Origin of the sequence: Exiguobacterium sp. s168, assembly GCF_018619035.1 — a bacterium.
GTDB classification, from domain to species: domain Bacteria; phylum Bacillota; class Bacilli; order Exiguobacteriales; family Exiguobacteriaceae; genus Exiguobacterium_A; species Exiguobacterium_A acetylicum.
On sequence record NZ_JACSNE010000027.1, the window covers coordinates 19,704 to 41,650 of the forward strand.

General features: G+C 48.6%; 23 protein-coding genes and 1 other RNA gene. 14 read left to right on the forward strand and 10 right to left on the reverse strand.

What is annotated here, in order from left to right; genetic code table 11:
* The first annotated feature begins 343 nt into the window (after positions 1-343).
* The 3 genes from KNQ15_RS13790 (at position 344) to KNQ15_RS13800 (ending at position 5,628) form a co-directional block, all read left to right on the forward strand.
* Positions 344-1,465 (forward strand): GTP-binding protein, encoded by a 1,122-nt coding sequence (locus tag KNQ15_RS13790; RefSeq protein ID WP_214729814.1) that lies wholly within the window; start codon positions 344-346, stop codon positions 1,463-1,465.
* Between the two features lie 111 nt (positions 1,466-1,576).
* On the forward strand, positions 1,577-3,100 hold the full coding sequence (locus KNQ15_RS13795; RefSeq protein ID WP_214729799.1) for a cardiolipin synthase: 1,524 nt from the start codon (positions 1,577-1,579) through the stop codon (positions 3,098-3,100).
* Positions 3,101-3,252: 152 nt separating this feature from the next.
* Positions 3,253-5,628, forward strand: coding sequence for a glycoside hydrolase family 31 protein (locus KNQ15_RS13800; protein WP_214729800.1), 2,376 nt, complete (start codon positions 3,253-3,255; stop codon positions 5,626-5,628).
* 75 nt (positions 5,629-5,703) lie between these two features.
* On the opposite strand, the gene KNQ15_RS13805 is transcribed toward KNQ15_RS13800, so the two are convergent.
* From KNQ15_RS13805 to KNQ15_RS13815, 3 genes are all read right to left on the reverse strand, one after another.
* The gene (locus KNQ15_RS13805; RefSeq protein WP_214729801.1) at positions 5,704-6,504 is read right to left on the reverse strand and encodes an SMI1/KNR4 family protein; all 801 of its coding nucleotides are present in this window, start codon (positions 6,502-6,504) and stop codon (positions 5,704-5,706) included.
* 105 nt (positions 6,505-6,609) lie between these two features.
* A complete protein-coding gene (locus KNQ15_RS13810; RefSeq protein WP_214729802.1) occupies positions 6,610-7,191 on the reverse strand; it encodes a DUF1643 domain-containing protein in 582 nt (193 codons plus the stop codon).
* Positions 7,192-7,206: 15 nt separating this feature from the next.
* Positions 7,207-7,890, reverse strand: a complete 684-nt coding sequence (locus KNQ15_RS13815; protein WP_058704753.1) for a lytic transglycosylase domain-containing protein — start codon at positions 7,888-7,890, stop codon at positions 7,207-7,209.
* A 107-nt stretch (positions 7,891-7,997) separates the two neighbouring features.
* Here KNQ15_RS13815 and KNQ15_RS13820 point away from each other — a divergent pair, with 107 nt between their 5' ends.
* The 5 genes from KNQ15_RS13820 (at position 7,998) to KNQ15_RS13840 (ending at position 12,232) form a co-directional block, all read left to right on the forward strand.
* Complete coding sequence (locus KNQ15_RS13820; RefSeq protein WP_214729803.1) at positions 7,998-8,672, forward strand: CPBP family intramembrane glutamic endopeptidase; 675 nt, start codon at positions 7,998-8,000, stop codon at positions 8,670-8,672.
* 148 nt (positions 8,673-8,820) lie between these two features.
* Positions 8,821-9,243 carry a hypothetical protein gene (locus tag KNQ15_RS13825; protein ID WP_050677057.1) on the forward strand — a complete coding sequence of 141 codons (423 nt, stop codon included), beginning with the start codon at positions 8,821-8,823 and terminating at the stop codon, positions 9,241-9,243.
* A gap of 410 nt (positions 9,244-9,653) precedes the next feature.
* Positions 9,654-10,334 (forward strand): ABC transporter ATP-binding protein, encoded by a 681-nt coding sequence (locus tag KNQ15_RS13830; protein WP_214729804.1) that lies wholly within the window; start codon positions 9,654-9,656, stop codon positions 10,332-10,334.
* Positions 10,331-11,149 (forward strand): hypothetical protein, encoded by an 819-nt coding sequence (locus KNQ15_RS13835; RefSeq protein WP_214729805.1) that lies wholly within the window; start codon positions 10,331-10,333, stop codon positions 11,147-11,149. Before KNQ15_RS13830 ends, KNQ15_RS13835 begins: the two co-directional genes overlap by 4 nt.
* A gap of 12 nt (positions 11,150-11,161) precedes the next feature.
* Positions 11,162-12,232 (forward strand): hypothetical protein, encoded by a 1,071-nt coding sequence (locus KNQ15_RS13840; RefSeq protein ID WP_214729806.1) that lies wholly within the window; start codon positions 11,162-11,164, stop codon positions 12,230-12,232.
* A gap of 94 nt (positions 12,233-12,326) precedes the next feature.
* Here the strand turns inward: KNQ15_RS13840 and KNQ15_RS13845 are convergent, their stop codons facing one another.
* The 3 genes from KNQ15_RS13845 to KNQ15_RS13855 all read right to left on the reverse strand — a co-directional run bounded on the left by KNQ15_RS13845 (position 12,327) and on the right by KNQ15_RS13855 (position 13,780).
* On the reverse strand, positions 12,327-13,220 hold the full coding sequence (locus KNQ15_RS13845; RefSeq protein WP_214729807.1) for a hypothetical protein: 894 nt from the start codon (positions 13,218-13,220) through the stop codon (positions 12,327-12,329).
* Between the two features lie 89 nt (positions 13,221-13,309).
* The gene (locus KNQ15_RS13850) at positions 13,310-13,516 is read right to left on the reverse strand and encodes a DUF2922 family protein (protein ID WP_035408457.1); all 207 of its coding nucleotides are present in this window, start codon (positions 13,514-13,516) and stop codon (positions 13,310-13,312) included.
* A 36-nt stretch (positions 13,517-13,552) separates the two neighbouring features.
* Positions 13,553-13,780, reverse strand: coding sequence for a DUF1659 domain-containing protein (locus KNQ15_RS13855; protein WP_023467919.1), 228 nt, complete (start codon positions 13,778-13,780; stop codon positions 13,553-13,555).
* 68 nt (positions 13,781-13,848) lie between these two features.
* Between KNQ15_RS13855 and KNQ15_RS13860 the strand changes: the two genes are divergently transcribed.
* The 4 genes from KNQ15_RS13860 (at position 13,849) to KNQ15_RS13875 (ending at position 17,472) form a co-directional block, all read left to right on the forward strand.
* Positions 13,849-14,844 (forward strand): potassium channel family protein, encoded by a 996-nt coding sequence (locus tag KNQ15_RS13860; RefSeq protein WP_251137696.1) that lies wholly within the window; start codon positions 13,849-13,851, stop codon positions 14,842-14,844.
* 69 nt (positions 14,845-14,913) lie between these two features.
* Positions 14,914-15,606, forward strand: a complete 693-nt coding sequence (locus tag KNQ15_RS13865) for a hypothetical protein (protein WP_029341394.1) — start codon at positions 14,914-14,916, stop codon at positions 15,604-15,606.
* A gap of 59 nt (positions 15,607-15,665) precedes the next feature.
* A complete protein-coding gene (locus KNQ15_RS13870) occupies positions 15,666-16,079 on the forward strand; it encodes a hypothetical protein (RefSeq protein ID WP_023467922.1) in 414 nt (137 codons plus the stop codon).
* Between the two features lie 49 nt (positions 16,080-16,128).
* Positions 16,129-17,472: a S8 family peptidase gene (locus KNQ15_RS13875; RefSeq protein ID WP_214729809.1), complete on the forward strand. Its 1,344-nt coding sequence runs from the start codon at positions 16,129-16,131 to the stop codon at positions 17,470-17,472.
* Between the two features lie 46 nt (positions 17,473-17,518).
* Here the strand turns inward: KNQ15_RS13875 and KNQ15_RS13880 are convergent, their stop codons facing one another.
* On the reverse strand, positions 17,519-17,962 hold the full coding sequence (locus KNQ15_RS13880) for a hypothetical protein (protein ID WP_029341396.1): 444 nt from the start codon (positions 17,960-17,962) through the stop codon (positions 17,519-17,521).
* A gap of 134 nt (positions 17,963-18,096) precedes the next feature.
* Here KNQ15_RS13880 and rnpB point away from each other — a divergent pair.
* Both rnpB and KNQ15_RS13890 read left to right on the forward strand, forming a co-directional pair.
* Positions 18,097-18,470, forward strand: an RNA gene (gene rnpB, locus KNQ15_RS13885) — RNase P RNA component class B.
* A gap of 111 nt (positions 18,471-18,581) precedes the next feature.
* Positions 18,582-19,727, forward strand: coding sequence for a THUMP domain-containing class I SAM-dependent RNA methyltransferase (locus KNQ15_RS13890; RefSeq protein WP_214729810.1), 1,146 nt, complete (start codon positions 18,582-18,584; stop codon positions 19,725-19,727).
* A 218-nt stretch (positions 19,728-19,945) separates the two neighbouring features.
* On the opposite strand, the gene KNQ15_RS13895 is transcribed toward KNQ15_RS13890, so the two are convergent.
* The 3 genes from KNQ15_RS13895 to KNQ15_RS13905 all read right to left on the reverse strand — a co-directional run bounded on the left by KNQ15_RS13895 (position 19,946) and on the right by KNQ15_RS13905 (position 21,853).
* Entirely contained in the window at positions 19,946-20,173 is a 228-nt protein-coding gene (locus KNQ15_RS13895) for a hypothetical protein (protein ID WP_214729811.1), read from the reverse strand.
* 253 nt (positions 20,174-20,426) lie between these two features.
* Positions 20,427-20,849 carry a hypothetical protein gene (locus tag KNQ15_RS13900; protein WP_214729812.1) on the reverse strand — a complete coding sequence of 141 codons (423 nt, stop codon included), beginning with the start codon at positions 20,847-20,849 and terminating at the stop codon, positions 20,427-20,429.
* A gap of 584 nt (positions 20,850-21,433) precedes the next feature.
* Positions 21,434-21,853 (reverse strand): GNAT family N-acetyltransferase, encoded by a 420-nt coding sequence (locus KNQ15_RS13905; RefSeq protein WP_251137697.1) that lies wholly within the window; start codon positions 21,851-21,853, stop codon positions 21,434-21,436.
* Between the last annotated feature and the right edge of the window lie 94 nt (positions 21,854-21,947).

Here is a 21,947-nt window from a genome sequence, read left to right on the forward strand (position 1 = left end):
GGAATATCTGACGGAGCTGACTCTAAAGCTAGTATCTACAAAGAATGACGAATGACGCGTCACACGCCACTCCTACAGGAAAAAGCGCATTATGCGCTGTCAGAGACGAACAAGACCCGCTTTCCTGCTTGAAGGAAGCAGGATAACTGGCTTGTGTCTCGCCTGAGGAAAGGGCGTGAGAAGATGCGTCATTTTTTTGGAGTCAGCCCGGTCTACTCCTTGAGTCGATGCTTATCGGCTTTTTTTAGGGAACAAAATAAATCGAAATCATTACGATTGACGTCAGGTGAAAAGTCGGTTACTCTATAAAACGTAACGATTACGTTTTAGGAGATGAATGATGATGCAACCGATATCGATCACCGTTTTATCTGGATATCTTGGATCCGGTAAAACGACACTATTGAACCATTTACTACATAATCGCGAAGGGCGCCGCCTCGCGATCATCGTCAACGATATGAGTGAGGTCAACATTGACGCGGCATTGATTGAGCAAGGCGGATTCTCGCGAACGGAAGAGTCGTTCGTCACACTTTCGAACGGGTGCATTTGCTGCACGTTACGTGACGATTTATTACTTGAAGTCAAACGCCTCGTCGACCAAGGCGATATTGACGGTATCGTCATCGAATCGAGTGGTATCTCGGAACCGATTCCAGTTGCACAGACTTTTACGTACGAAGATCCGGACAGTGCCATCGACTTATCACAAGTCACGAAAATCAATGCGATGGTCACGGTCATCGATGGGTACCGTTTCCTGAAGGACTTCGAATCCGGTGAATCGTTGATTGAGCGGAAACAGGCCGTCGATGAGACAGACGTGCGTGAAGTCGTCGATCTACTCGTCGATCAAGTCGAGTTCGCGGATATCATCGTCTTGAATAAAGTAGATCGTCTGACTCCAGAAGAACGCCATACCGTCATCGGCTATCTAAAGGCATTAAATCCAGTTGCCCGCTTGATTGAGACGACATATGGTCAAGTCGATCCGGCAGACATCTTAGACGTTGATCTATTTGATTTTGAACAAGCGGCAGCGAGTGCCGGTTGGATTCGCGAGTTGAATGCGGAAGAACATATTCCGGAAACGGAAGAGTACGGAATCAGTTCGTTCGTCTACAAGCGCGACGTGCCGTTCCACCCGGAGCGCTTGCTAGCCTTGATTGAAGACTGGCCGCAAGAAGTCGTCCGGGCAAAAGGCTTTTTGTTCCTTGCGACACGTCCTGAGATGGCATTGTTGTTCCATCAGGCAGGATATGCGTCGAACATGGAATACGCTGGTCGTTTTGCATCAGATGAGGATCGACGGACCGAACTCGTCTTGATCGGCATCGGACTGGAGAAAGAGAAGCTCGAAGCGCTATTCGATGCGTGTCTCGTCCAGGAACACGAAACGGATTGGGCGTCACTGAATGATCCAATCCCTGGTCGCGAGATGTACGAAGAAAACTTTCTATAAGAGGTCAATCTTTCGAGAAACCGTATCTGCGGTTTCTCTTTTTTGTTATATTTTCATAGTGAATGGGGAAAGAATACTAGTGAAGGTATGTAAATTGAAGGAGGAAGGTCTGTGCGTAACCGGATTTTACAATTCGCACTCGTATTTTTAGTCGCCGGTGGCATCATTTGGGGACTATATCAACTCGGCTATTTATTTTATGTCTTAACGATTTCAGCGACGGTCGTGCCGCTTGCTGTCATCATGATCATCTTCATCGAGAACCGGACCGCAGAATCAACGATCGCTTGGTTTCTCGTTCTAATTTTCTTACCGATTCTCGGAGTCATCATCTGGTTGATGTTCGGTCGGAATCCACGGCGTCGGCGCCGGAATCGTCGTTCGCATGATGAAAGGAAATTGCTCAAGCAAGCGATTCGTCCAGTTCGGTCGCTTGCTGTCAGTGAGTTACCACCGAATCACTTGAAGCTTGCGAACACGATTCGTAACTTCGGTGGCGGCGGGGTGGACGTTCATACAGCAAGTGAGATTCTGACGAACGGGGAAGAGACGTTCCCGGCGATTCTTGACGCAATTCGTCAAGCGAAACATCACGTCCACATCCAGTACTACATCTATCGCAACGATGAGACAGGTAAGTCGATCCGGGAAGCATTGATCGAGCGACTCGAAGCGGGAGTCGAAGTGCGATTCATGTATGACGGACTCGGAAGTTATATGCTCGGTGAAAACTTCTTGCGCCCGCTACGCGACGCGGGAGCGCATATCGCAGCCTATGACCCAATCTCAAGTCCCTTGTTCATCTTCACGGCGAACTTCCGCAATCACCGGAAAATCGTCGTCGTTGATGGAAAAGTCGGATTCACCGGTGGATTGAACGTCGGGGATGAGTACGACGGTAAGAGTAAGAAGTTCGGTTTTTGGCGTGATACGCATTTGCGGCTTGAAGGACGCGCCGTCAAGGAATTACAAGCGACGTTCCTCGACGACTGGATCTATGCCCAAATCGAATCGGACGACACATGGGAGACGTTTGCGGGGGAAGAGACAATCCACCAGTACTTCCCGAAACATGATGTTGCGTCCGACGGAGCGATTCAAATTGTCACGAGCGGACCGACCTCAAAGGATCCCGCGATTCGCAATGCCTTGATTGCGGCCATCATCTCGGCGCAACGCTCGATCTGGATTGCGACACCGTATTTGATTCCGGACAATGAGACGATGACGCTACTTCGACTTGCTGCACGTGCCGGGCTTGACGTCCGCATCCTGACACCGGGGAAAGGCGATAGTTTTACGTCTTACTACGGCACCCGTTCCTACTTTGGACCACTCCTGAAAGATGGGGTCAAGATTTACACGTACAACCGTCACTTCATCCATGCCAAACTGTTTCTCGTCGACGGCAAGATTGGGGCTGTCGGAACGGCAAACATGGACATTCGCAGTTTTGTCCTCAACTATGAACTAATGGCGTTCCTGTACGATACGAAAAGTGCCGAGCAGCTCGAGCGTGACTTCATTGCTGATTTCGATGTCTCGATTCAGTTATCATCGAATGATTACGTCAAACGCCCGCTCCGTTTCCGGATTTTCGAGTCACTTTCGCGCTTGATTTCACCCTTATTATGACGTAACGTCCCGCATCTATTTTCAGGTGCGGGACATTTTTAGGTTGATTCTTCCTTGAAGTGGGAACATGAACTCTTATACACTAGATGTGTAATCGGTTGCACACTACTTAGCCTGGAAGGAAGTGAAAGGGACGGAAGTCCCGAACCCGTATGCGAACAATTGATGAATCCCATTTCTACACGCGCGACATGAAACCACAAGCACGACCAGACGCTATCATCCAAGGAGATGTCTACCGTTTCACGGTCTTGACGAGTCGGATGATTCGACTCGAATACGCGGCGGATGGACAATTCGAGGATCGACCGACCCAAACGGTCTTCAATCGTGATTTCCCGGTACCTGCTTACCGCATCGTCGAAAACGAGGAAGAATTGCAAATCATCACCGAGCACGTCCATCTGCATTATACAAAGGGACCGTTCGCTGCGAACACACTTTATATCGATGTTTTAGGGAACTTCAGTACCTATTACAGCCGTTATACGTTCGGCGGACCGCTCCGGACATTAAAAGGAACGGCACGGACGCTTGACCACGCGGACGGTGTCATTCCTCTCGAGGAAGGAATTGTCTCACGGCAAGGATACGCGGCGATCGACGATTCGAACGCCTTCGTACTGACGGAAGACCACTTCGTCGAACCGCGTCGCTCTGGTACGCATGACATCTATTATTTCGGATACGGTCACGACTACAAACAGGCACTGCGTGACTTCTACCACCTGACAGGACCGACACCGATGTTACCGCGTCAGGTACTTGGCAACTGGTGGAGTCGCTACTGGCGATATAGTGAGAAAGAATATAAGGACTTGATGACACGCTTCAAGACGGAAGATATTCCGTTCTCGGTCAGCGTTATCGACATGGACTGGCACGTTACCGATATTCCGGAACGATACGGGAGCGGTTGGACGGGTTATACGTGGAACCGTGATCTATTCCCGGATCCACGCGGCTTCTTGCAATGGTTAAAGGACGACGACCGGATGGTCACGCTCAACTTGCACCCGGCGGACGGTGTGCGTGGGTTTGAAGAAGCCTACGAGGCGATGGCGGTCGCGATGGGCGTCGATCCCGAATCGGATGTCCGGATCCCGTTTGATTTCTCGGACCGGACGTTCATCGAGAACTACTTCACGAAGCTGCATCATCCGCACGAGGCAGATGGCGTCGACTTCTGGTGGATCGACTGGCAGCAGGGCGCGAATTCGAAGATGAAGGGGCTTGATCCGCTCTGGATGCTCAATCATTATCATGCGCTCGATATCGCCCGCGACGGCAATCGACCGTTGATCTTCTCGCGTTATGCGGGACCCGGAAGTCATCGTTATCCGGTTGGTTTCTCAGGCGATACGATCATCTCGTGGGCATCACTTCAATTCCAGCCGTACTTCACGGCGACGGCGTCGAACATCGGTTATGGATGGTGGAGCCATGACATCGGGGGTCACCAACGCGGGGAGAAGGATGACGAGTTATCGACACGTTGGCTCCAGTACGGTGTCTTTAGTCCGATCATGCGCCTGCATAGTACGATGAGCATCTTCAACGGGAAAGAACCATGGCGTTATTCGACCGATGCGGCGAACGTCATGAAGAACTATTTACGACTCCGACACCAACTCGTGCCGTACATCTACACGATGAATGCCCGCAATCACTTTGACGGCTTGCCACTCGTCTCACCGATGTATTATGAGCATCCGGAAGACGATCAGGCATACAATGTCCCGAACCAGTTCTACTTCGGAACAGAACTGATCGTCGCGCCGATGGTCACACCAATGCACCGGAAACTGCACATGACGGCGACGACCGCTTGGTTGCCGGAAGGGGAATGGTTTGATTTCTTCAATGGTCACCGGTACCGTGGCGGCAAACAGATCCGCCTGTTCCGTTACCTCGAAGATCAAGGCGTACTCGCAAAAGCCGGTGCGATCGTTCCACTTGGTCGTCATCTCGAACAGTCAAATGCCCTGCATAATCCGGACGATCTCGAAGTCGTCGTCTTCCCGGGAGCATCGAACCGGTTTACGTTGTTTGAAGACGACAGCACAGGGGTCGCACACCGCGACGGCGTCAATGTTGAGACGACATTCGCGCTCGATTGGGAAGCGCGTGAACTGACGATCGCTGCACCGACTGGACATCGTGACTTGCTACCGGAAAATCGGTCGATCACATTGATTTTACGCGGGGTCCGCGAAGGTTACGTCCAGCGCGACGGAGAGAGTGTCACCGGTGTCTATGATCATGCGACACAGTCCCTTCGTGTCGAACTGGGTGAAGTGACCGATACGATCACATTGTCGCTTCAAGTCGAGATCTCGACGAACGAGAACAAGATGGACCGGTTGTATGCATTCCTCGATCAAGCGGAAATCAGCTATGATTTGAAGGACCGTTTGTACCGCCTGCTGTCACAAAAGCTCGACCCGGTCAACATGATGCACCAGTTGCAAGCACTCGAACTCGAGAAGGATCTCGTCGATTGTCTGCTTGAGTTGATGTTGTCTTAAACGATTGGATAGGCATGCGAAAAAGCCAGTATTCGTCATCCATATGGACGAGGAATACTGGCTTTCTGGTTGAGGTCAGAACTCTTCGTCTATCTCTTCATCCATCCAAGATAGCAAGTCTTCTGCATCGAGATCGTCACCTTTACTGAGGATCAAGGTCGTGACGTCATCTCGTTTCTGTTCTAACAACTCCGGGTTGTTCGTCAAGACTTCCATGAGGTAATACGCATAAGAGTCGAGGAAATCAGGCTGGTCGTTTCGTTCGATCAGTGTCATGAACGCTTCGATGAGTTCTTCCTGTTCTTCATCGAGAATCATCCAGTGGGAGTATGCGAGAAGTTTTTCGTTTTCGTCATCTCCACGGAGAATGTCCTTGATTTCAGGTAACGTCAGAAATACGACATCCGGCATGACGACTTCCGGAACATCGGTACTCAGCTTCGTTAACCACTCGTCATAGGTCGCCGCGACAAAATAGGTCGTTTCATCCGAAATATCGAGGCACCAGACAGTCGGCTCAGCAGCCTCCATGAAGTGGAAGTACCAAAAATAGCTCCCTTCTCCTTCCGCGAACATCATGACGTTTCCTTCGACATCCCATTCCCTGAGGACCGACAATTCGTCCAGATACCTTTCGAATGTCAATGACGTCATGGAGCGGAGTGGGAGGTGCAATCCGCTTTCTTCGTCCGACCATGTATTCTTGAACTCGACCATCACGGCCATAGCTTCTGGGGCACCACCGTTTTGTTCCCGGATTTGTTCGAGGTAACGGACGGGGAGTGAACCGTTGACGGCTTGCTCGATTCGTTGAATGTCTGTTTCTTTGACTGAAATCATCGTTTCTTCTTGTAACTCTTTATCCCAAAATGGCATCGTATGACCTTCCTTGCTATGTAGTATGTAGACCTAGATTATACGCGAAGCTGATGGAAAATGTTTCAAAAAAAGACCCTATCCGTTATGGAAGGGTCCATTGTGTCATTTACGACGCAACTTTTTCGCTTTTTGTTTCATGTCGTTATACGTGATCATCGGGCTATCGTCCATCGTCAAGCGCAGATGGTTCGGTTCACCTTTGTTCGTGATGCCAGAGCAGTACAAGATGTCGGCATATTCATTGAATAGATCCTCGTAAGCCGGTAAATGGTGCATCAGTCGACCAGGCGATCCCCAGCCACAGAGGACGACGCCATTTTTCGCTTTGACATCGGCAAGTGTCTTCGCGACGAACGCATAGTTCGTCTCATCGAAACTCGCTTGAGCGAATGGCAGATCCTCGCTGACGAGCAGGTCCGGCATCAAACTGATGATGTCATATTGTTTAACGGGATCACTGACATACTTCTTCATCAAATTGTACGCACGTTGTGTCGTCGTTCCGGAGAGAAAGGCGTCCGTCGTCCGTGGTGTGTAGATTAAAGCGGCGACGTGCGTTCCTTCTGCGATGTCGTCAAAGATATAGCTGCGTAAGTAGCGTTTCGTCTTGTCTCGATCAAACGTCGTCTGGACGCGGATCGACGATTCCTCAATCAAGAGTTCGGAAGAATCGGCTGGTGTCATGGGTGGTGCCTCCTTTTAATTGGTCAAACGTGAGCTGATGCGAAGGAAGAATGCGAGTGTCTTCTTCTTGAGGTCGAGGTCGTTCGCATCGATCGCCTCGACGTGTTGCTGGTAACGATCGTATTGGGCGAGCACGTCAGAAACATATTGTTCACTGCGATTGTATTCAAACAGTGCTGTTGCGAGCGTGTCTCGGTCGGATGTCTTCGTGACATCGTGTTGTTTCAGGTATTTCGCTGCCGTGTGGGCGCTGTCGACGAGACTCGTCGGGTCAGCTTTCCCGTCGCCGTCCGCGTCCACTCCGAGACCACCATATTTCTCGATGGCTTCCGGATCCGTCACGTCGATGCCGTCATGCTCGATGTCACCGAGCGACGTGCCACCTTCGTATCCCCAACCGACCCATGTTTTCGGCATGAATTGGAATGGACCGATAGCGCCGACGGACGATTGCATCGCTGACGAGTTGGAGAAGATCGTCTCGACGCGATGAATGGAGGCGAGCAGCTTCCAGTCGATGCCGTAACGTGCCGCGGCTTGTTCGTAGATGTCGATGTTCTCGGCAGGTACGCCATGCTGTCCATAATACGTACGATACATTTCATTTTGAACACGTTCCCGATTTTGCCAGTAGATGAAGCTACTGACGATGAGGGCGAACAGTACGAACAAGATGCTGATTCGAAAAACTTTTCGCATATTGTTCTCTCCTCTGTTTAGGATTCCACTGAATGGTATCATATTTTAGTAGGGTCTAATAGCACTTTCTGTGACGGGAGTGTGGAATCAAAAAAGGAGTCGAAGTCATGTATCTCTTCGTAAATGGATTTTTACTCGGATTGCTCGTCGTCCTTTCGATCATCGCAGCGGTCCGACCGGTCGATTTGACGATCGTCCCACGCAAGGAATTTTATCCCTCGATGGTCCAGTCGAGTGGTATCTTATGTCTGTTGCTCGTCGGCGGAACGCTGATCAGCGGTACACGGTTGCCAGAAATCGGCTTGACGTTTTTTGTCCCAAGTGGTCCGGTCTGGTACGCGACGATCGGACTGATCGTCCTTCTCTGCTTCGTCTTACTTTTGACGGCGACTGTTCCAGCGTTTCGCAAACGTTTGTTGCCGCTTTATCAAAGTGAGGCGGAGCGACTGATTCTGCCGCGAACGAAAGAGGAGCGGACCGGGTTTCAGATGGTCGCGCTGATGGCAGGGGTGACGGAAGAGTTGATCTATCGCGGTTTTCTCTTTCATGCTCTCGGATTATTTTTACCGTTTTCTAACATCAGTTTCGTCTGGATCGGTGCCATCTTGTTTGGTGTCGCCCATCGTTATCAAGGATGGTTTGCGATCCTCGTCACGGGACTGATCGGGGCGGGATTCGGTTACTTGTATCTAGCACTTGAGACACTCTGGCCGCTGATCATCATCCATGTCTTGATCGATCTCGTTGCTGTCTACATTTACAAGGACGATGTTAATTCCTGACATCGTCAAAAAGCGTTGAATTTGTTAGACTGAATGTCAAGCGAAGTCATCATTATAAAATGGTCAAGTTGACGGTTGCAGAACAGGTCAAATGACAGGTAAAATGAGAAGGTAAACGCTTACACATCAAAAGGAGATGGATGAAACCATGCGAACGATCACTTCCACTGGCGAGCGAAAGAAGACGAGTTGGACATTGAATATCGGCAATCAGCCACATTTGATGATGGATGGTGTGACAGAACAAACGCTTGATGCCGAACAACGTGTCGTCTACGACGAATTTTTGATTCCGACGACGGACACTTTGATTCATCGGTTCAAAGCCCGCTTCCCGAACCATCTCTGCGAGAACGGGTATGATGTGTATGGCGCTGCCGCTTTTGACGAACAGGTTGTCGAACTGATCTCCAATTGGTTCATCGAACTGGTCACGGTCTTAACAGCGATGCAGCGGACGAAAGGCATTCAGCATGTCCAGATTGAAGGCGGTGTCGCAAAACGGACTGACTTCTTACCGACCGTGCGTCGGACATGCCGGGCACTGGAGTCGACGATTGATATTTATTGAAACACCAGTCACGTGTTCAGAGGGGACGTCTATCAGGGCGTCCTCTCTTTTTTTAATCAACGAATCGAGAGAATTCGACGTCGTGAAAACAGCGTGCACTTTTTTGTTCATCTCGAATCGTTTTCCTGGGACAAGCATCGCGCCGCTTCACTTCGTTGCAGGGTCGCTCCTGCTTGTTTTTCCTTAAAAAGCGATTTCGAGTGAACAAAACGTCTCTCTTCTTTCATAAATTAAAAAGCAAAAACGAAGTCGAATACTCGCGGAGTCGGACATGATTGTTCGGCTCCTTTTCATTTTCTGGATGATAGCAGGAAAAAACAGGTTGACGCTAGACTGTATGGCATGTACCATACAGTTAATAGATGTACTATTGTCTTAATACAATGGTGGGAATTGAGGGAGGAAGTCTAATGCTTGAAGTGAAGGGGCTACAAAAGCGATACGGACGAAAAAAGCACGTCTTACGTGACGTGACGTTCTCTGTCGGTCTAAACGAAGTGACATGTCTGATCGGTTTAAACGGGGAAGGAAAGTCAACGATTTTAAAAGCAATTCTCGGTCTGATTCCGGTGGATGCCGGGACAGTGACAGTCGACGGTAAAGCGTCGCGCGACCAGATCGCGTTCGTGCCTGATCTCCAGACGATGCCGAGCTACATGACGATCGGACAAGCGCTCGCATATATGGCAGATCATTATCCGGACTGGAATCAAGAGACAGCGGAACGGTTACTGCAGACGTTCCAGCTGTTTACGACGGATAAAATGGCGAACTTATCAAAAGGGAACAAAGCGAAGTTCAATCTCGTCTTAGGATTTGCCCTCGATCGACCGTACATATTACTCGACGAACCGCTCGCGGGAATCGATTTGTTCATGAAGGAACAGATTGCCTGGATTTTCTCAAGTGAGTTCATGGAAGGACGAAGCATCCTGATGACGACTCACGAAATCGCTGAAGTCGAGCAGGTGATCGACCGAGTGTTGTTCTTACGGGACGGAAAGATCGTTGAAGTCAAAGAGACGGATGAGCTGCGCGGCAGTCATCATCAATCGGTCCAGGACCGGATGCGGGAGGTATATCAAGGATGAAACGTTGGTTGTTATTAACGAATGAAGAACTGAAACGAAGTACGAAATTACTGGTGTTGTTGATTTCAGGCTTGATCGTCGCGGAAATCGCGTCTCTACTCTATCAAATTTACGATTATCAAAGCACGATCGAGAAAACGATGCGGATTGAACAGATATCAGAAATGGACGCAATTGCGCGAGCAGGTGGTGCGTTGACATTCGCACAGGCAACGGATTTTTACGATTCCATCATTGTATTAGCAATGGGGATGATCATCCTGTTTGCGTTTTGGATTTGGTACCGCGACTGGATAGGTGAGACGAAGTACATCTACAGATTGCTATTGTTACCGGGATCACGCCGGGCGATTTTTGGGTCGAAAATGACGGCACTCTTACTTGTCGTGACTAGTTTGATCGGAATTCAGTGGGGGCTGTTGTTGCTTAGTCGTAATCTCTACTTATGGTTGTTACCAGATGCTCAACAGGTCACAGCCAGCATCAATGAATACTCCATCTATATGAAGTTGTTCTATACGATGTATCCGAGTGATATTTTATTCATCTTACTGCTGACATTCATCGTCATCTCGTTCGTCTGCATGACAGTATTACTTGAACGATCGTTCCGAAAGGGAAAAGCGTTCTTGCTCGTCGGATTACATGGAATTGCGTTGATTGGCGGTTATATCATTTTGGGCTTAGCATTGTCAGCTATTTCGAACGATTTGAGTCAACTGCACATGCAATTTTATCTCGGGTACATCGTGCTCTTAACGTTATATGTGTCGTACAAAAATCTGCGGTTAGTCCAGACGCGTCTATCCGTCTAAAGGAGAAATCTCATGAAACGATATCGTCAACTTCTGATCTATGGAGTGATCATTCTCATAACAATCGGAAGCTACATCGGCTACACGCTGTCGATCAAAGGAGCAGACTTTTCGCTCGAGACCGTCAGTGGAAAACCTTCGCAAATCGAAAATTTTAATTTACGTCTTCAGACGAAAGGCATGCGTTCGACGATTTATGATGTCAACGCTAAGGGAGACATCAAAAAACAGTCAAATTCTTACGTCGGACAACTATTCCGTGAAGATAGCATGACGGATTTGCCAGATAAATATTACGAATTCACGACGCATATGGAAACGAATGTAAGTGGAGATGGACAATCAGAGTATGCGATTCAGATCAAACACAATAAACTGCAATTTAAGATGTTTACGTTTAAGACGGAGGAGATGTTCGAGAAAACATTTCAGTATGATACAAAACTTGAGACGGGGATGGACATACAAGCCACTGTCGTCGATAAACAGGCGATGAAGGTCTACATTCAACTCGATCGAGTCGATCAGCCAAGGGAAACGAAACTGCTTGTGCTCGATTTAACAAGCGACCGGGTTGAAGAGATCGTTCTTCAAAAGCCAGTAGCGCCTAAACACGCTCGTCAATTTTTAGCGATTCATCAAAATGAGGTCGTCTACACGGAACAACCGTCTGACAGCGATGAGGAGAACACTAAACTATCTTATTTCCTCGATGACGGGAAGAGCGTTCGTTCCATCAAGGAGTTGAATCAGCAGCAAATCGGTTATACGCCCTATGCGAACGGTCGTTATCTCATCGGCTTCCGCCTGCCGGAAGGGGAGACGAAACGAATCGAATGGTCGATGTTCGACTTGGAAACGAAACGATTATCCGAGCATAGCGTAAGCAGTCCGCTCGTTTTGAAAAAGATTGATTGGTTGGATTCGAAGGACGAGATGCAGCTTTATCTCTCTTCCGAGACAAACGATGGATTCCAAGTGTCCGTGATCGATCTGAAGAATGAGCAACTGATGTATCAAGGAGAAATCAAAGATGCGAATCGTAAAAAAGGAACGCGTATCTATGATTTTGCGGTTCAATGATCCACGAAAAAACGCTTCGTCCCGGAAAAACTTATCCGGGACGAAGCGTTTTTTTCGTTTTGACTAGGAATCGATACGTTCTAGGGCGAAAGCATCAAGACGTGAAGTTTTTCTCTGCTGCTTTACAGGCACGCAATAAGGCGTCCTTGAAGAAACGATCTTCCTGCGAAGCGAGTTGTTGTGTCGCTTCCTCGTCTCCGCGCAGTGAGCGGGCGAGCATCTGAATGACCTTGACCCAGCGCCGGACGTGATCAAGTTGCGGACGACCCATCGCGACGTACACCGTGAACCAATCATTCTGATCGCGACGGATCATCCGTTGGAACAGTGATTTCGCGAGATCGACTTCTTCGGTCGTCGGGAGTTCGTTCGTCTCGAAATAACGACGTAACGCGGCAACAGCAGTTGCGTACGCTACTTTGACGTCGTCTGACGGCTGATGCTTACCGTAGTCGGATGTCGACAGATGAAGTAAGGCAGGTTTTTTCTCGACACCCGTGATCCAGGCAGAGATCGTCTTATTGCCTTTATAGGCTTGACGGTTCGCGACCGGGAGCTTCGCCGTGACGTTTCCGACTTTCCCGATCAAGGTCACTTTGTTGTTGCGATCCTGAATTTCGGTCACTTTCAACTCGACTGTATCACCCATTTCATGAGGAATGGCTTTCGGCTGGAGCTTTTCTCCTGCCGAGAGCGGCGAACGCTTGCGGATCATCCGCAGTGCTTCTTGTTCAATCCGGTCGTCAAGCGACCACAGATGTTCCGGTGGGACGTTGCGGAACCGGCGACGTCGGACCTTGATGTACTGGTCAAGCGCGTCAGCAGCTTGCTCCCGCGTCGATTCACCACGTGCGACGGGGCCGATGATGTCTCGGAGCGTAATGGATTCGAGACGTTCCATGATGCCTTCGAACGGGATGAGTTCCATTACGTAGAGACTGCAGACGACGAGTTCGCATTCGCGAGGAGTGAGTGGGCGTTTGGCCATAAATTGACTTCCTTTCAGCTGGTTGATGTTTCTAGTATACCAAAAAAAAGCCATCGTCACGTAATCCCGTGACGATGGACTAAAAAAGCTTACAAGACGAATGGCGATTCCGAACTATTTTGCAATTCAGCGGACGCGAGACGTGTGACACCGTTCATGAATGGGTCATGGGCGACGAACAAGTCACCGATTGCTTTGATCTCAGCAACGGTCGCATTCTCCTTCGCACCAGCGATCCGTAAGCGATACGGTTTTTTTGTCACCGTATCAAATGTCAGGACGATCGTATGTTCCATCAATGGTCACTCCTTTCATGAAATGTAGAGGATGGGTCATGCCTTCAGTAGAGCGTAGTCACGGCTGATTTCCGTCAGCGCGTAGCGTCCGTCGAGTAAGCTGCCGATCGATTGCCCGATCGAAGCGACGACGTCTGCTGGAAGATTCGAACGTAAGCCGTTGTAGCGGCGGCGAGCGACGACGGCATCACCGTTTGCTGTCACCTTGTCCTTCCGCTCGAAGACAATGACGAGACTCGTCTTGATTTCTTCTGCTTGTGTCATGTGTATCACCTCCTTCGCCCTTATTGACAGGGGAAGAGACCGGATTGTTCGAAAGGAATGAAAAAAAGATGGTCTGGTTACGTTTTTTACGAAAAGCATCGTTTTTACGCATGCGGACGCTCGGATATGCGTCTTTGATCTTTGTCTTTGGTGTCGCGGGCATCATGTATGCTCTTGAGCCAGAGACGTTCGGATCCTACTTCCGGGCCGTCTACTGGACGATGACGACCGTCGTCACGGTCGGGTACGGCGACTTCTTCCCGAATTCTGATACCGGTCGGATTCTGACGATTTTCGTCTTCATCTTTGGAATCGGGATCGTCGGGGGACTAATCTCAAAACTGGTCGACGGTGTCCAGTTGATTCGCAATCAAAAGGAAAGAGGGTTATTACAAGTGAAAGAAACAGGGCATACCGTCGTTTTCGGTTACAGTCGGCGTTCGAAGCACGTCATCGATTCATTACTCGAACATACGGACGTCGTCCTCGTCGATGATTTAGAGCGCGAGCCATTCAGTCATCCACGATTTCATTACGTCTGTGGTGATCCGGCACTGACCTCGACGCTCGAACGGGCACACATCGAAAAGGCAGTTCGCGCGATCGTCCTCGCCGATCATTCGATTCCACCGGTCCATGCTGACGGACGGACATTGTTGATTGCTTCAAGCATCGAACGGGCGAACCCGAACATCTACACGATCGTCGAGATGATGCTTGAAGAACACCTCGACAGCTTCGAACAGGTTAAGGTTGATGAAGTGTTACTTGGTGATGAGACGATTGCCCGGATGGCGATCCTCGCGTCCCATCATCCTGGCGTGACGAAGGTCGTGACGAATTTGTTGACGAAGGATGGGGAAGGGATGTTCTCAATTCCGACGCGACCGGAATGGGCAACATATCGTGATGCGTTTCATGCCTTGCTAGAAGAAGGGGTGACGATTCTATCCGACGGGAAGCGGCTCGATTTGAACCAACGTCTCGACGAAACGATTCCGAAAAACGGAACGCTGATCGTCTTATGTTCGGAGGAAACCGCCCAACGAATCGGAGCAATTTAAGGTGGGCATGATTCAACTAATCTTTTTTCGGGTATAGTAAACAAATTTACTAAACGGAGGAAAAGGATTATGACACAACCACAACCAGAATGGATCCAAGAATTATTCGAGACGGTCGATCAAGGTGAAATTAAAAATGCACCGAAATTACTCTATATGGCATTGACGCTTGAACCAAGTTATTTTACAAAAGCAGTTAGTCGTTTTAATCAACGATTGGAAGTCGAACCATTAACGGACGTTTCGGAACTACTGACGGTCTATCGTCAATTCTTCCTCTCAGCGAATCCGTCAGAGGAATACTGGTCACTTGCTTGGAACGAACTCATCCAGACCCTACAACATATGATTGATCGACCAGAAGCGCAGCAATTACTTAAGGAACATGTCGATTTACTCGACTGGTGGTCAAGCGAATCGTTGCTGTCACTCCCGAGTTGGTTAACGATTCTCGACGTTGCAGAACGCATCGACGCGCTCGATCAATTTAGCAGTTATCTTCCAGATATCTTTGAGAGCTACGCACTTGAGACAGCAAAGGATGAACCGTTCGCCCGTCTTGCCTGGTACGCACTCGCAAGCAATCAACAAGAGTTGCTTGCCCCGTACAGAGACCGGATTGAAGCCGGTTCGTCGAAGGAAATCCAGTCTCTTCGTCAAGCGGATCTCGTCGATCAAATTGAAACGACACGGGTCGTTATGTTAAAGTCGAAAGATAACGAGCCGATTGAATTAACATTTGATCGAAAATGGACATTATAAATTATCGAAGAAAAAATGACACCTAGAAGCCGCACGAATCCAATCCAAGGGGTGTAGGGATGATTCACGTCAATTTACCGAGTGGTGACTATGTCGTGTTAGTAGAAATAAATCGTGAAGTGCTGCTGTGTCATTCGATTGAAGAAGCGGAACAAGCACAACGTGACCGGTATGAACTGGTCGGACGGATGAGCGAACGCTTGCCGGCAGAAGTGATCGGACCCTCGATTGCGGACTTCGTCCGCTTTTCGACCGGGTTCATCGGCGAAGAAGTAACGTGGCATGAAGAAGAGGAAGCGTTCTTTTGCCAACAGTTCGAGACGTTCGACGGTTCCCCGTTAGGTGAAGACCTGACGGGTATCGATGCAACGCGTTGGCGTGCGGTCCTTGCACGCTATTATGCTTACGTGACGATCGGAAAGATCATTCCTTTTGAAGTCAGCGAAGAACCGGACGGTACGGTTCCGCTTTAGTCCAGACGATTCTTCGGTCGGCGTGTAAACAGAGAAGGGCAGGGTTCCCATGAAAAAGCAACTTGCACTACTCACGCTAGCGACAATCGTCGCCATGCCAACGTCTGCTTTCGCGCAGTCTCAATATGTACAATACGACCCAACCTTTACAGAACAACAAAAACAAGAATGGTTGGCAAATCAGGGGCTGACCGAGATTCGTGCCTTGAAACAAAAAGGATTTTCTCTCGTCGAGCCACTTGCACATCTCGAGGAAGAGGATATCGACGCCGATTTGATTCCGATCACGGATGTCAAAAAAGCGACGGATTCTGCCCAGTTCCAGCAAACGTACCTCGATCAGTCACGGATTCCGGCTTACTGGAAGTACAGCCGCGGGAAATCGGATGTTCGTGTTGCAATCATCGATGACGCGATCGATACGAAACATCGTGAGTTCAAGGATGTCATCTATAAAACGACGACGATTTCCGGGATTCGAAAACCAGATGATCACGGGACACATGTCGCGGGGATTGTCGGGGCGCGTGAAGACGGTCAAGGGATCGTCGGTGTCGCTTCTGGTGTCAAACTGATCGGGGCGGACGTCTTTGACGGAGAATATGCCGGGTCGATCGATATCGGCGACGGTATTTTGTATGCCATCGAGCAGGGGGCAGATGTCATCAATCTGTCGCTCGGACAATATGAATACGATCCGTATATGGAGTCCGCGATCAAAAAAGCAGAAGCGAAAAACATCCTCGTCGTCGGCGCAGCCGGGAACGACGGGAAGGGGAAAGTTCTTTTCCCAGGCTCGATGAGTCAAGTCGTTGCCGTCGGATCAGTCGGGACGCTCGGTCGTGCCTCGACGTTCTCGAACTACGGCAAAGGACTCAACATCATGGCGCCGGGTGAAGGGATTTACTCGACGATCGTCGGGAATAAATACGGCTACTTGGACGGAACGTCGATGGCGACACCAGTCGTCAGCGGTGTACTGGCACTCGCAAAATCGAAGAATCCGTTCGTCTCGAACACGACGATGCGCAGTAAGTTATATGCCGCAGCGACGAAAAAATCAGGCGATACGAAGTTGCATTACGGGACGGGTCGCTTGAACGCCGGAATCTTGGCGACGTTACCGGCACCGATCTCGAAGATCTCGTTGCCGTCAACGGTCAAGCCAAATCAACTGTTTTCATTCTATTTCGATGAGTACGCGAGTGCGAAGACGACGACACGTCTCTATAAGGACGGAAAGGTCGTCAAGACGTTCACGCAATCGAATTTAACGAACGGGACGCATAAGTTTACGTATAAGTTAAAAGACAAGGGATCCTATAAGCTCGTCTTTACGACGACCGGCGGACGCCATACGCGGACCGTTGAACGACTCCTGACAGTGAAATAAAAAAGCGCCTCCCACTGAGTGAGAAGCGCCGTACGAGACCTGAAGGTTACTTCGGGTCTTTTCCTTTTTTATAGACGGGCGTCGGAGGCGTTAATGCCTCTCCAGTCCACGTGATCATCGCTTCCATCTTGTATCCTGTGTCATCCTCATGGACGAACGACAAGCGACTGGAATCGATCAATTGGTATAAACCATAAGCGACCTGGTCGGCCCAAGAGCGTAACGTCATTGCTTCATCATACAACGGGATTTGCTCAGGGAAACGTTCATTCATAAGCAAGATATCGTGTTGATCGAAATGATAGCTACGTTTTGAGAGTGCATCGGGCGCCTTGACGTTGAACGGCTCGAACGCGTGGATGAGCTCTCCTTGACGATAGAAGGCGAAGATGCCGTTTCGCAGATGAAGTGCCTTGATCTCATCGATCTCGATCAGGAATGTCAACTTGCGAACCGTTCGCCGGTTCGTACCAGAGCGTCGTTTTTTCATACTGCATGCCCCCTTCTGAACTCTTGTACTATACCGTGAAATGAGGCAGGGACGCAACTTTTTCGTTTATAAAACGAGAATTGCCTCTTGCAGGAAAGCGGCATCTACGCTACACTCATAAGCAGTGACTATGTTGGTTCGGACAATCGCGGGGCATTTCGGTGCTTTGAGGAAAGTCCATGCTCGCACAGCCTGCGATGGCTGTAGTGATCGTGCTACACAAAAAGATAAGTGTAGGCAGCGTCAAGCTGACGGCAGAAGGAACGCCTAAGTCTTCGGATATGGCCGAAACTTCTTGAAGGTGCCACAGTGACGGAGCTTCATGGGAAACCATGAAGGTGGAACGAGGTAAACCCCACGAGCGAGAAACCCAAATTTGGTAGGGGAATTTCCGGAGCGGAACTGAACGCGAAGGAGAGCGTATGCAAATACGGAGATAGATGATTGTCGCCTGCGTGTGAGGGTCAAACCGTTTGAAACACTAAGGAACAGAACATGGCTTACAGGACCACATAGGCTGTTATTTTTAAGTTGAACGAGAGTCCAGGTCCACCCTGGGCTCTTTTTTTATTGCAATGAAACGATTCAGTGGAAGAAACGATAAAGGAGTGAACGCGATATGGCAAAACGCTTAGTCATCGCGACAGCGGCGATGGGAATCGAAGCGCTCGTCGCAAAAGAAGTCCGTGCGTTAGGATACGAGTGTACGGTCGAAGACGGAAAGGTCTACATCGATTGTGAGATGGAGGACATTCCCCGTTTGAACATGTGGCTTCGGACAGCGGACCGGATCAAACTCGTCGTCGCTGAGTTCCGCGCGACGACATTCGAAAAATTGTTCGATCAAGTCAAGGCACTGCCGTGGCACGAATTGATGCCATGGGATGCGAACTTCATCGTCAACGGTCGTTCGGTCAAGTCGAAGCTGTTCTCGATCCGTGACTGTCAGAAGATCACCGAGAAAGCGATCGTCTCGCACATGCAAGAACAGTACAACAAAGGAACGGAATGGTTACCAAAGACAGGCGCGAGCTATCCGATCGAAGTTGCTTTGTTAAAAGACATCGCGACATTAACGATCGATACGTCTGGCGACGCGTTACACAAACGTGGCTACCGTGAGTTCCACTCGGCCGCTCCACTCAAAGAGACGATGGCAGCAGCGATGCTGATGCTGACGAACTGGAAGCCGGACATGCCGCTCTACGACGTCTTCACTGGTTCAGGTACACTGGCGATCGAAGCGGCGATGATCGGGCGTAATATCGCACCAGGGATCAACCGGGAGTTCGTCTCACAGGAATGGAAATGCATTCCGAAGAAGGCGTGGTTCGATGCGATCAACGAAGCAAACGACAAAGCCGAATGGGACAAACCACTGAAGATTTACGCAAGTGATGTCGACCCAGAGATGGTCAAGCTCGCGAAAACAAACGCAGAACTCGCAGACGTCCGCGATGCGATCAACGTCATGCAACGCGACGCAGCAGACTTCAAACCGAAGGAAGACTTCGGTGTCATCATCGGGAACCCACCTTACGGGGAACGTCTCGAGGACGCACGTGAAGTCCATCAGCTATATCGCAAGATTGGAACGGCGTATAAAGAATTCCCATACTACAGTGTCTACATGATCACGTCGTATGTCGAGTTCGAAAAAGCGTACGGTCGTCCAGCGACGAAGCGCCGGAAGCTGTACAACGGGAATATTGAAGTTCAGTTTTATCAGTATTATGGTTTGCGTCGGAAACGTCCGCAGGCTTAAGCGATTTGTGAGAGGTGAGTGGGCGTCAGTTCCCACTGACTTCTCACTTTTTTATTTTTTCGCAAAAATATCATGAGCCGCTCGGTTGCGCGGTTTTTTTTGAGGTCTAATAATGCCTGGAACTGATTGATAGGATCATGTTGTGAATTGCTCTTAATAAATATGTTCTTTTTAAATCTAAAAGAAAAGGAATCTGAGTGCCCTTAACTGTACTAAGTTCAAGATGCTTCTTCATCGGCGTATTTCATCAAAAACGTACTGTAGGCGGAAATATCAGCTTGAACGAGTTGTTTCATCGTACTGAAATTCTTTTTGATTTCTTGTGATAGTTGAATAGCGTCAGAATAATCTTGTTTGTCGACGCTATAAAACTGCGTCTGAAGTTGTTCGTAAATCCGGTTCATCTCATCCTGGTTAGCAGCTAACCGTTGCGTAGTAGCCGTCACGTCATCGGGTGCGCTCATTTTTTGAAGCGTGGCGAGTTCTGCACTGATAGGAGATCGATCATTTCTTTGAGTGAGAACAGCAATGAAGAAACTGGAGCAGTCACCTTATTGCCGTTTGTTCCGACCATTTGATTCAGCTCATCAATTTTGAAGGAGAGCTGGTCGTACATTTGTGAAACGTTGTAGATACTGGATAAAATTGTAGCTGTATAGTAAGCTATTTCCGTTTGAGAATTAGTATTACTCTCTTTCGTTACCGGCTCCGCGAAGATCGGTTCTTCTTTTTCAATCGACTCTGGTTTTTGACTACATCATTCGTCGCGTCCGGGTGCATGTCGTAACGGGACTCATCCATGTTTTCGAAATTGATCGGCGCATTGATCTTGTCGCTCAAGCTCTTCTTGAGGCTACGGAAAATACCGAGATGGATCCAGTAACCGTCTGCCTTCTGGAAATAGCGCTCCCGATTGACTAAGACCATGTCCGAGAAGTTATCGAGATTCATCTGGTCAAGTGTCTGTCGAGTGTAATACGATTTCAGGACCGGTTCGAGTTCTTCGTTGCCATTGTCGTCTGTCACGACCGTAGATCGTTCAAAGGCGAATAAATCGAAGTTCTTGTTCTTATAGAGGTCCTCCAATAAACGAATCGAATCCAAAGTATAACTTTCGGCCATCGTGTTCTCGCTTCAAAATGCAGAATCTTTATACTGAACAATCAACGTTTTGTCTTTCACCTTCGCACGGTGATCATCTGCTATGATGCCCTCGCGCTCATCAAACGCATGAACCCGATGACGAGATACGAGCTCTAGAATGGATCAAGACTTTAGTTTTCTTAACGATTATTATTTCGCCGTACTTGTTCACCACGAACACTTTTACTTTGAAGAAAGAGAAGTCTTCATAGGGCAATCGCAATAGATGACTCTTCTTCAAACAGCTCATGGTCAACACATACTATTTTCGTACATAATGCGCGCCAGTTCTTTATATTGCCGCGTTAATAAACTGCGAGTTGTTTTTCATCGAATCGTAATCATTGATGACAGGGGCCGGCCTAAGAAAGTTGAATTGAGCGTATGCAAATTTGTTCTCGAAAAAATCCTCTTTTTTCAAATATACTTTCCCCTAAAAGGAATCAAAAGAAAGAACAAGAAAAGTTATGTTTAACCAACTTTCTTGCTCTTTCTTTTATGTAAGTTCCCACTATAGTCAGAATACATGAACTAGATTAAGAACTACTAAAAACGATATTATTTTAAATTTTTTTGTATAAATAGTAATGCGTGAACCCCTTTGGGAAATCTTTTAATTCTCCAAAAACCTCGAATCCTAATTTCTTATAAAAAACAGGCGCTTGAAAGCTGAAGGTATCCAATCTTAACAACCGGCATTGTTGAGCTCGCGCATATGCTTCAGCTGTTTCCATTAGCTCTTGGCCTTTTCCCATACCGCGCAGTGAATCGTCCACCCACAGGATATCTACAAAAAAGCATTCCCAGTCTATATGACCGACTAACCCTCCGACGATTTCGCCCTTTTCATCCTTTAATACAAAGTTTATTTTCTCCTCATCATTGTAAGGGACTTTCGATTTATTGTGCCTGACCAAATTATATCGGATAAATCCAGCTTCCTCCTTATCATATCCAACGTGCATGTGGATATTCGTCATCATCATCACTCCCTCTATAAATGTTGATATATCAATGGTTTTCACCATCTCAAGTGCCCGAAAAAATATTTTTCGTCACCAATATCTATCGTTATTT

Coding starts and splice junctions, on each gene's coding strand:
- KNQ15_RS13790 (WP_214729814.1), top strand. CDS start 344: ATGCAACCGATATCGATCACCGTTTTATCTGGATATCTTGGATCCGGT.
- KNQ15_RS13800 (WP_214729800.1), top strand. CDS start 3,253: ATGCGAACAATTGATGAATCCCATTTCTACACGCGCGACATGAAACCA.
- KNQ15_RS13805 (WP_214729801.1), bottom strand. CDS start 6,504: ATGCCATTTTGGGATAAAGAGTTACAAGAAGAAACGATGATTTCAGTC.
- KNQ15_RS13810 (WP_214729802.1), bottom strand. CDS start 7,191: ATGACACCAGCCGATTCTTCCGAACTCTTGATTGAGGAATCGTCGATC.
- KNQ15_RS13815 (WP_058704753.1), bottom strand. CDS start 7,890: ATGCGAAAAGTTTTTCGAATCAGCATCTTGTTCGTACTGTTCGCCCTC.
- KNQ15_RS13820 (WP_214729803.1), top strand. CDS start 7,998: ATGTATCTCTTCGTAAATGGATTTTTACTCGGATTGCTCGTCGTCCTT.
- KNQ15_RS13825 (WP_050677057.1), top strand. CDS start 8,821: ATGCGAACGATCACTTCCACTGGCGAGCGAAAGAAGACGAGTTGGACA.
- KNQ15_RS13830 (WP_214729804.1), top strand. CDS start 9,654: ATGCTTGAAGTGAAGGGGCTACAAAAGCGATACGGACGAAAAAAGCAC.
- KNQ15_RS13835 (WP_214729805.1), top strand. CDS start 10,331: ATGAAACGTTGGTTGTTATTAACGAATGAAGAACTGAAACGAAGTACG.
- KNQ15_RS13840 (WP_214729806.1), top strand. CDS start 11,162: ATGAAACGATATCGTCAACTTCTGATCTATGGAGTGATCATTCTCATA.
- KNQ15_RS13845 (WP_214729807.1), bottom strand. CDS start 13,220: ATGGCCAAACGCCCACTCACTCCTCGCGAATGCGAACTCGTCGTCTGC.
- KNQ15_RS13850 (WP_035408457.1), bottom strand. CDS start 13,516: ATGGAACATACGATCGTCCTGACATTTGATACGGTGACAAAAAAACCG.
- KNQ15_RS13855 (WP_023467919.1), bottom strand. CDS start 13,780: ATGACACAAGCAGAAGAAATCAAGACGAGTCTCGTCATTGTCTTCGAG.
- KNQ15_RS13860 (WP_251137696.1), top strand. CDS start 13,849: ATGGTCTGGTTACGTTTTTTACGAAAAGCATCGTTTTTACGCATGCGG.
- KNQ15_RS13865 (WP_029341394.1), top strand. CDS start 14,914: ATGACACAACCACAACCAGAATGGATCCAAGAATTATTCGAGACGGTC.
- KNQ15_RS13870 (WP_023467922.1), top strand. CDS start 15,666: ATGATTCACGTCAATTTACCGAGTGGTGACTATGTCGTGTTAGTAGAA.
- KNQ15_RS13875 (WP_214729809.1), top strand. CDS start 16,129: ATGAAAAAGCAACTTGCACTACTCACGCTAGCGACAATCGTCGCCATG.
- KNQ15_RS13880 (WP_029341396.1), bottom strand. CDS start 17,962: ATGAAAAAACGACGCTCTGGTACGAACCGGCGAACGGTTCGCAAGTTG.
- KNQ15_RS13890 (WP_214729810.1), top strand. CDS start 18,582: ATGGCAAAACGCTTAGTCATCGCGACAGCGGCGATGGGAATCGAAGCG.
- KNQ15_RS13900 (WP_214729812.1), bottom strand. CDS start 20,849: ATGGCCGAAAGTTATACTTTGGATTCGATTCGTTTATTGGAGGACCTC.
- KNQ15_RS13905 (WP_251137697.1), bottom strand. CDS start 21,853: ATGATGACGAATATCCACATGCACGTTGGATATGATAAGGAGGAAGCT.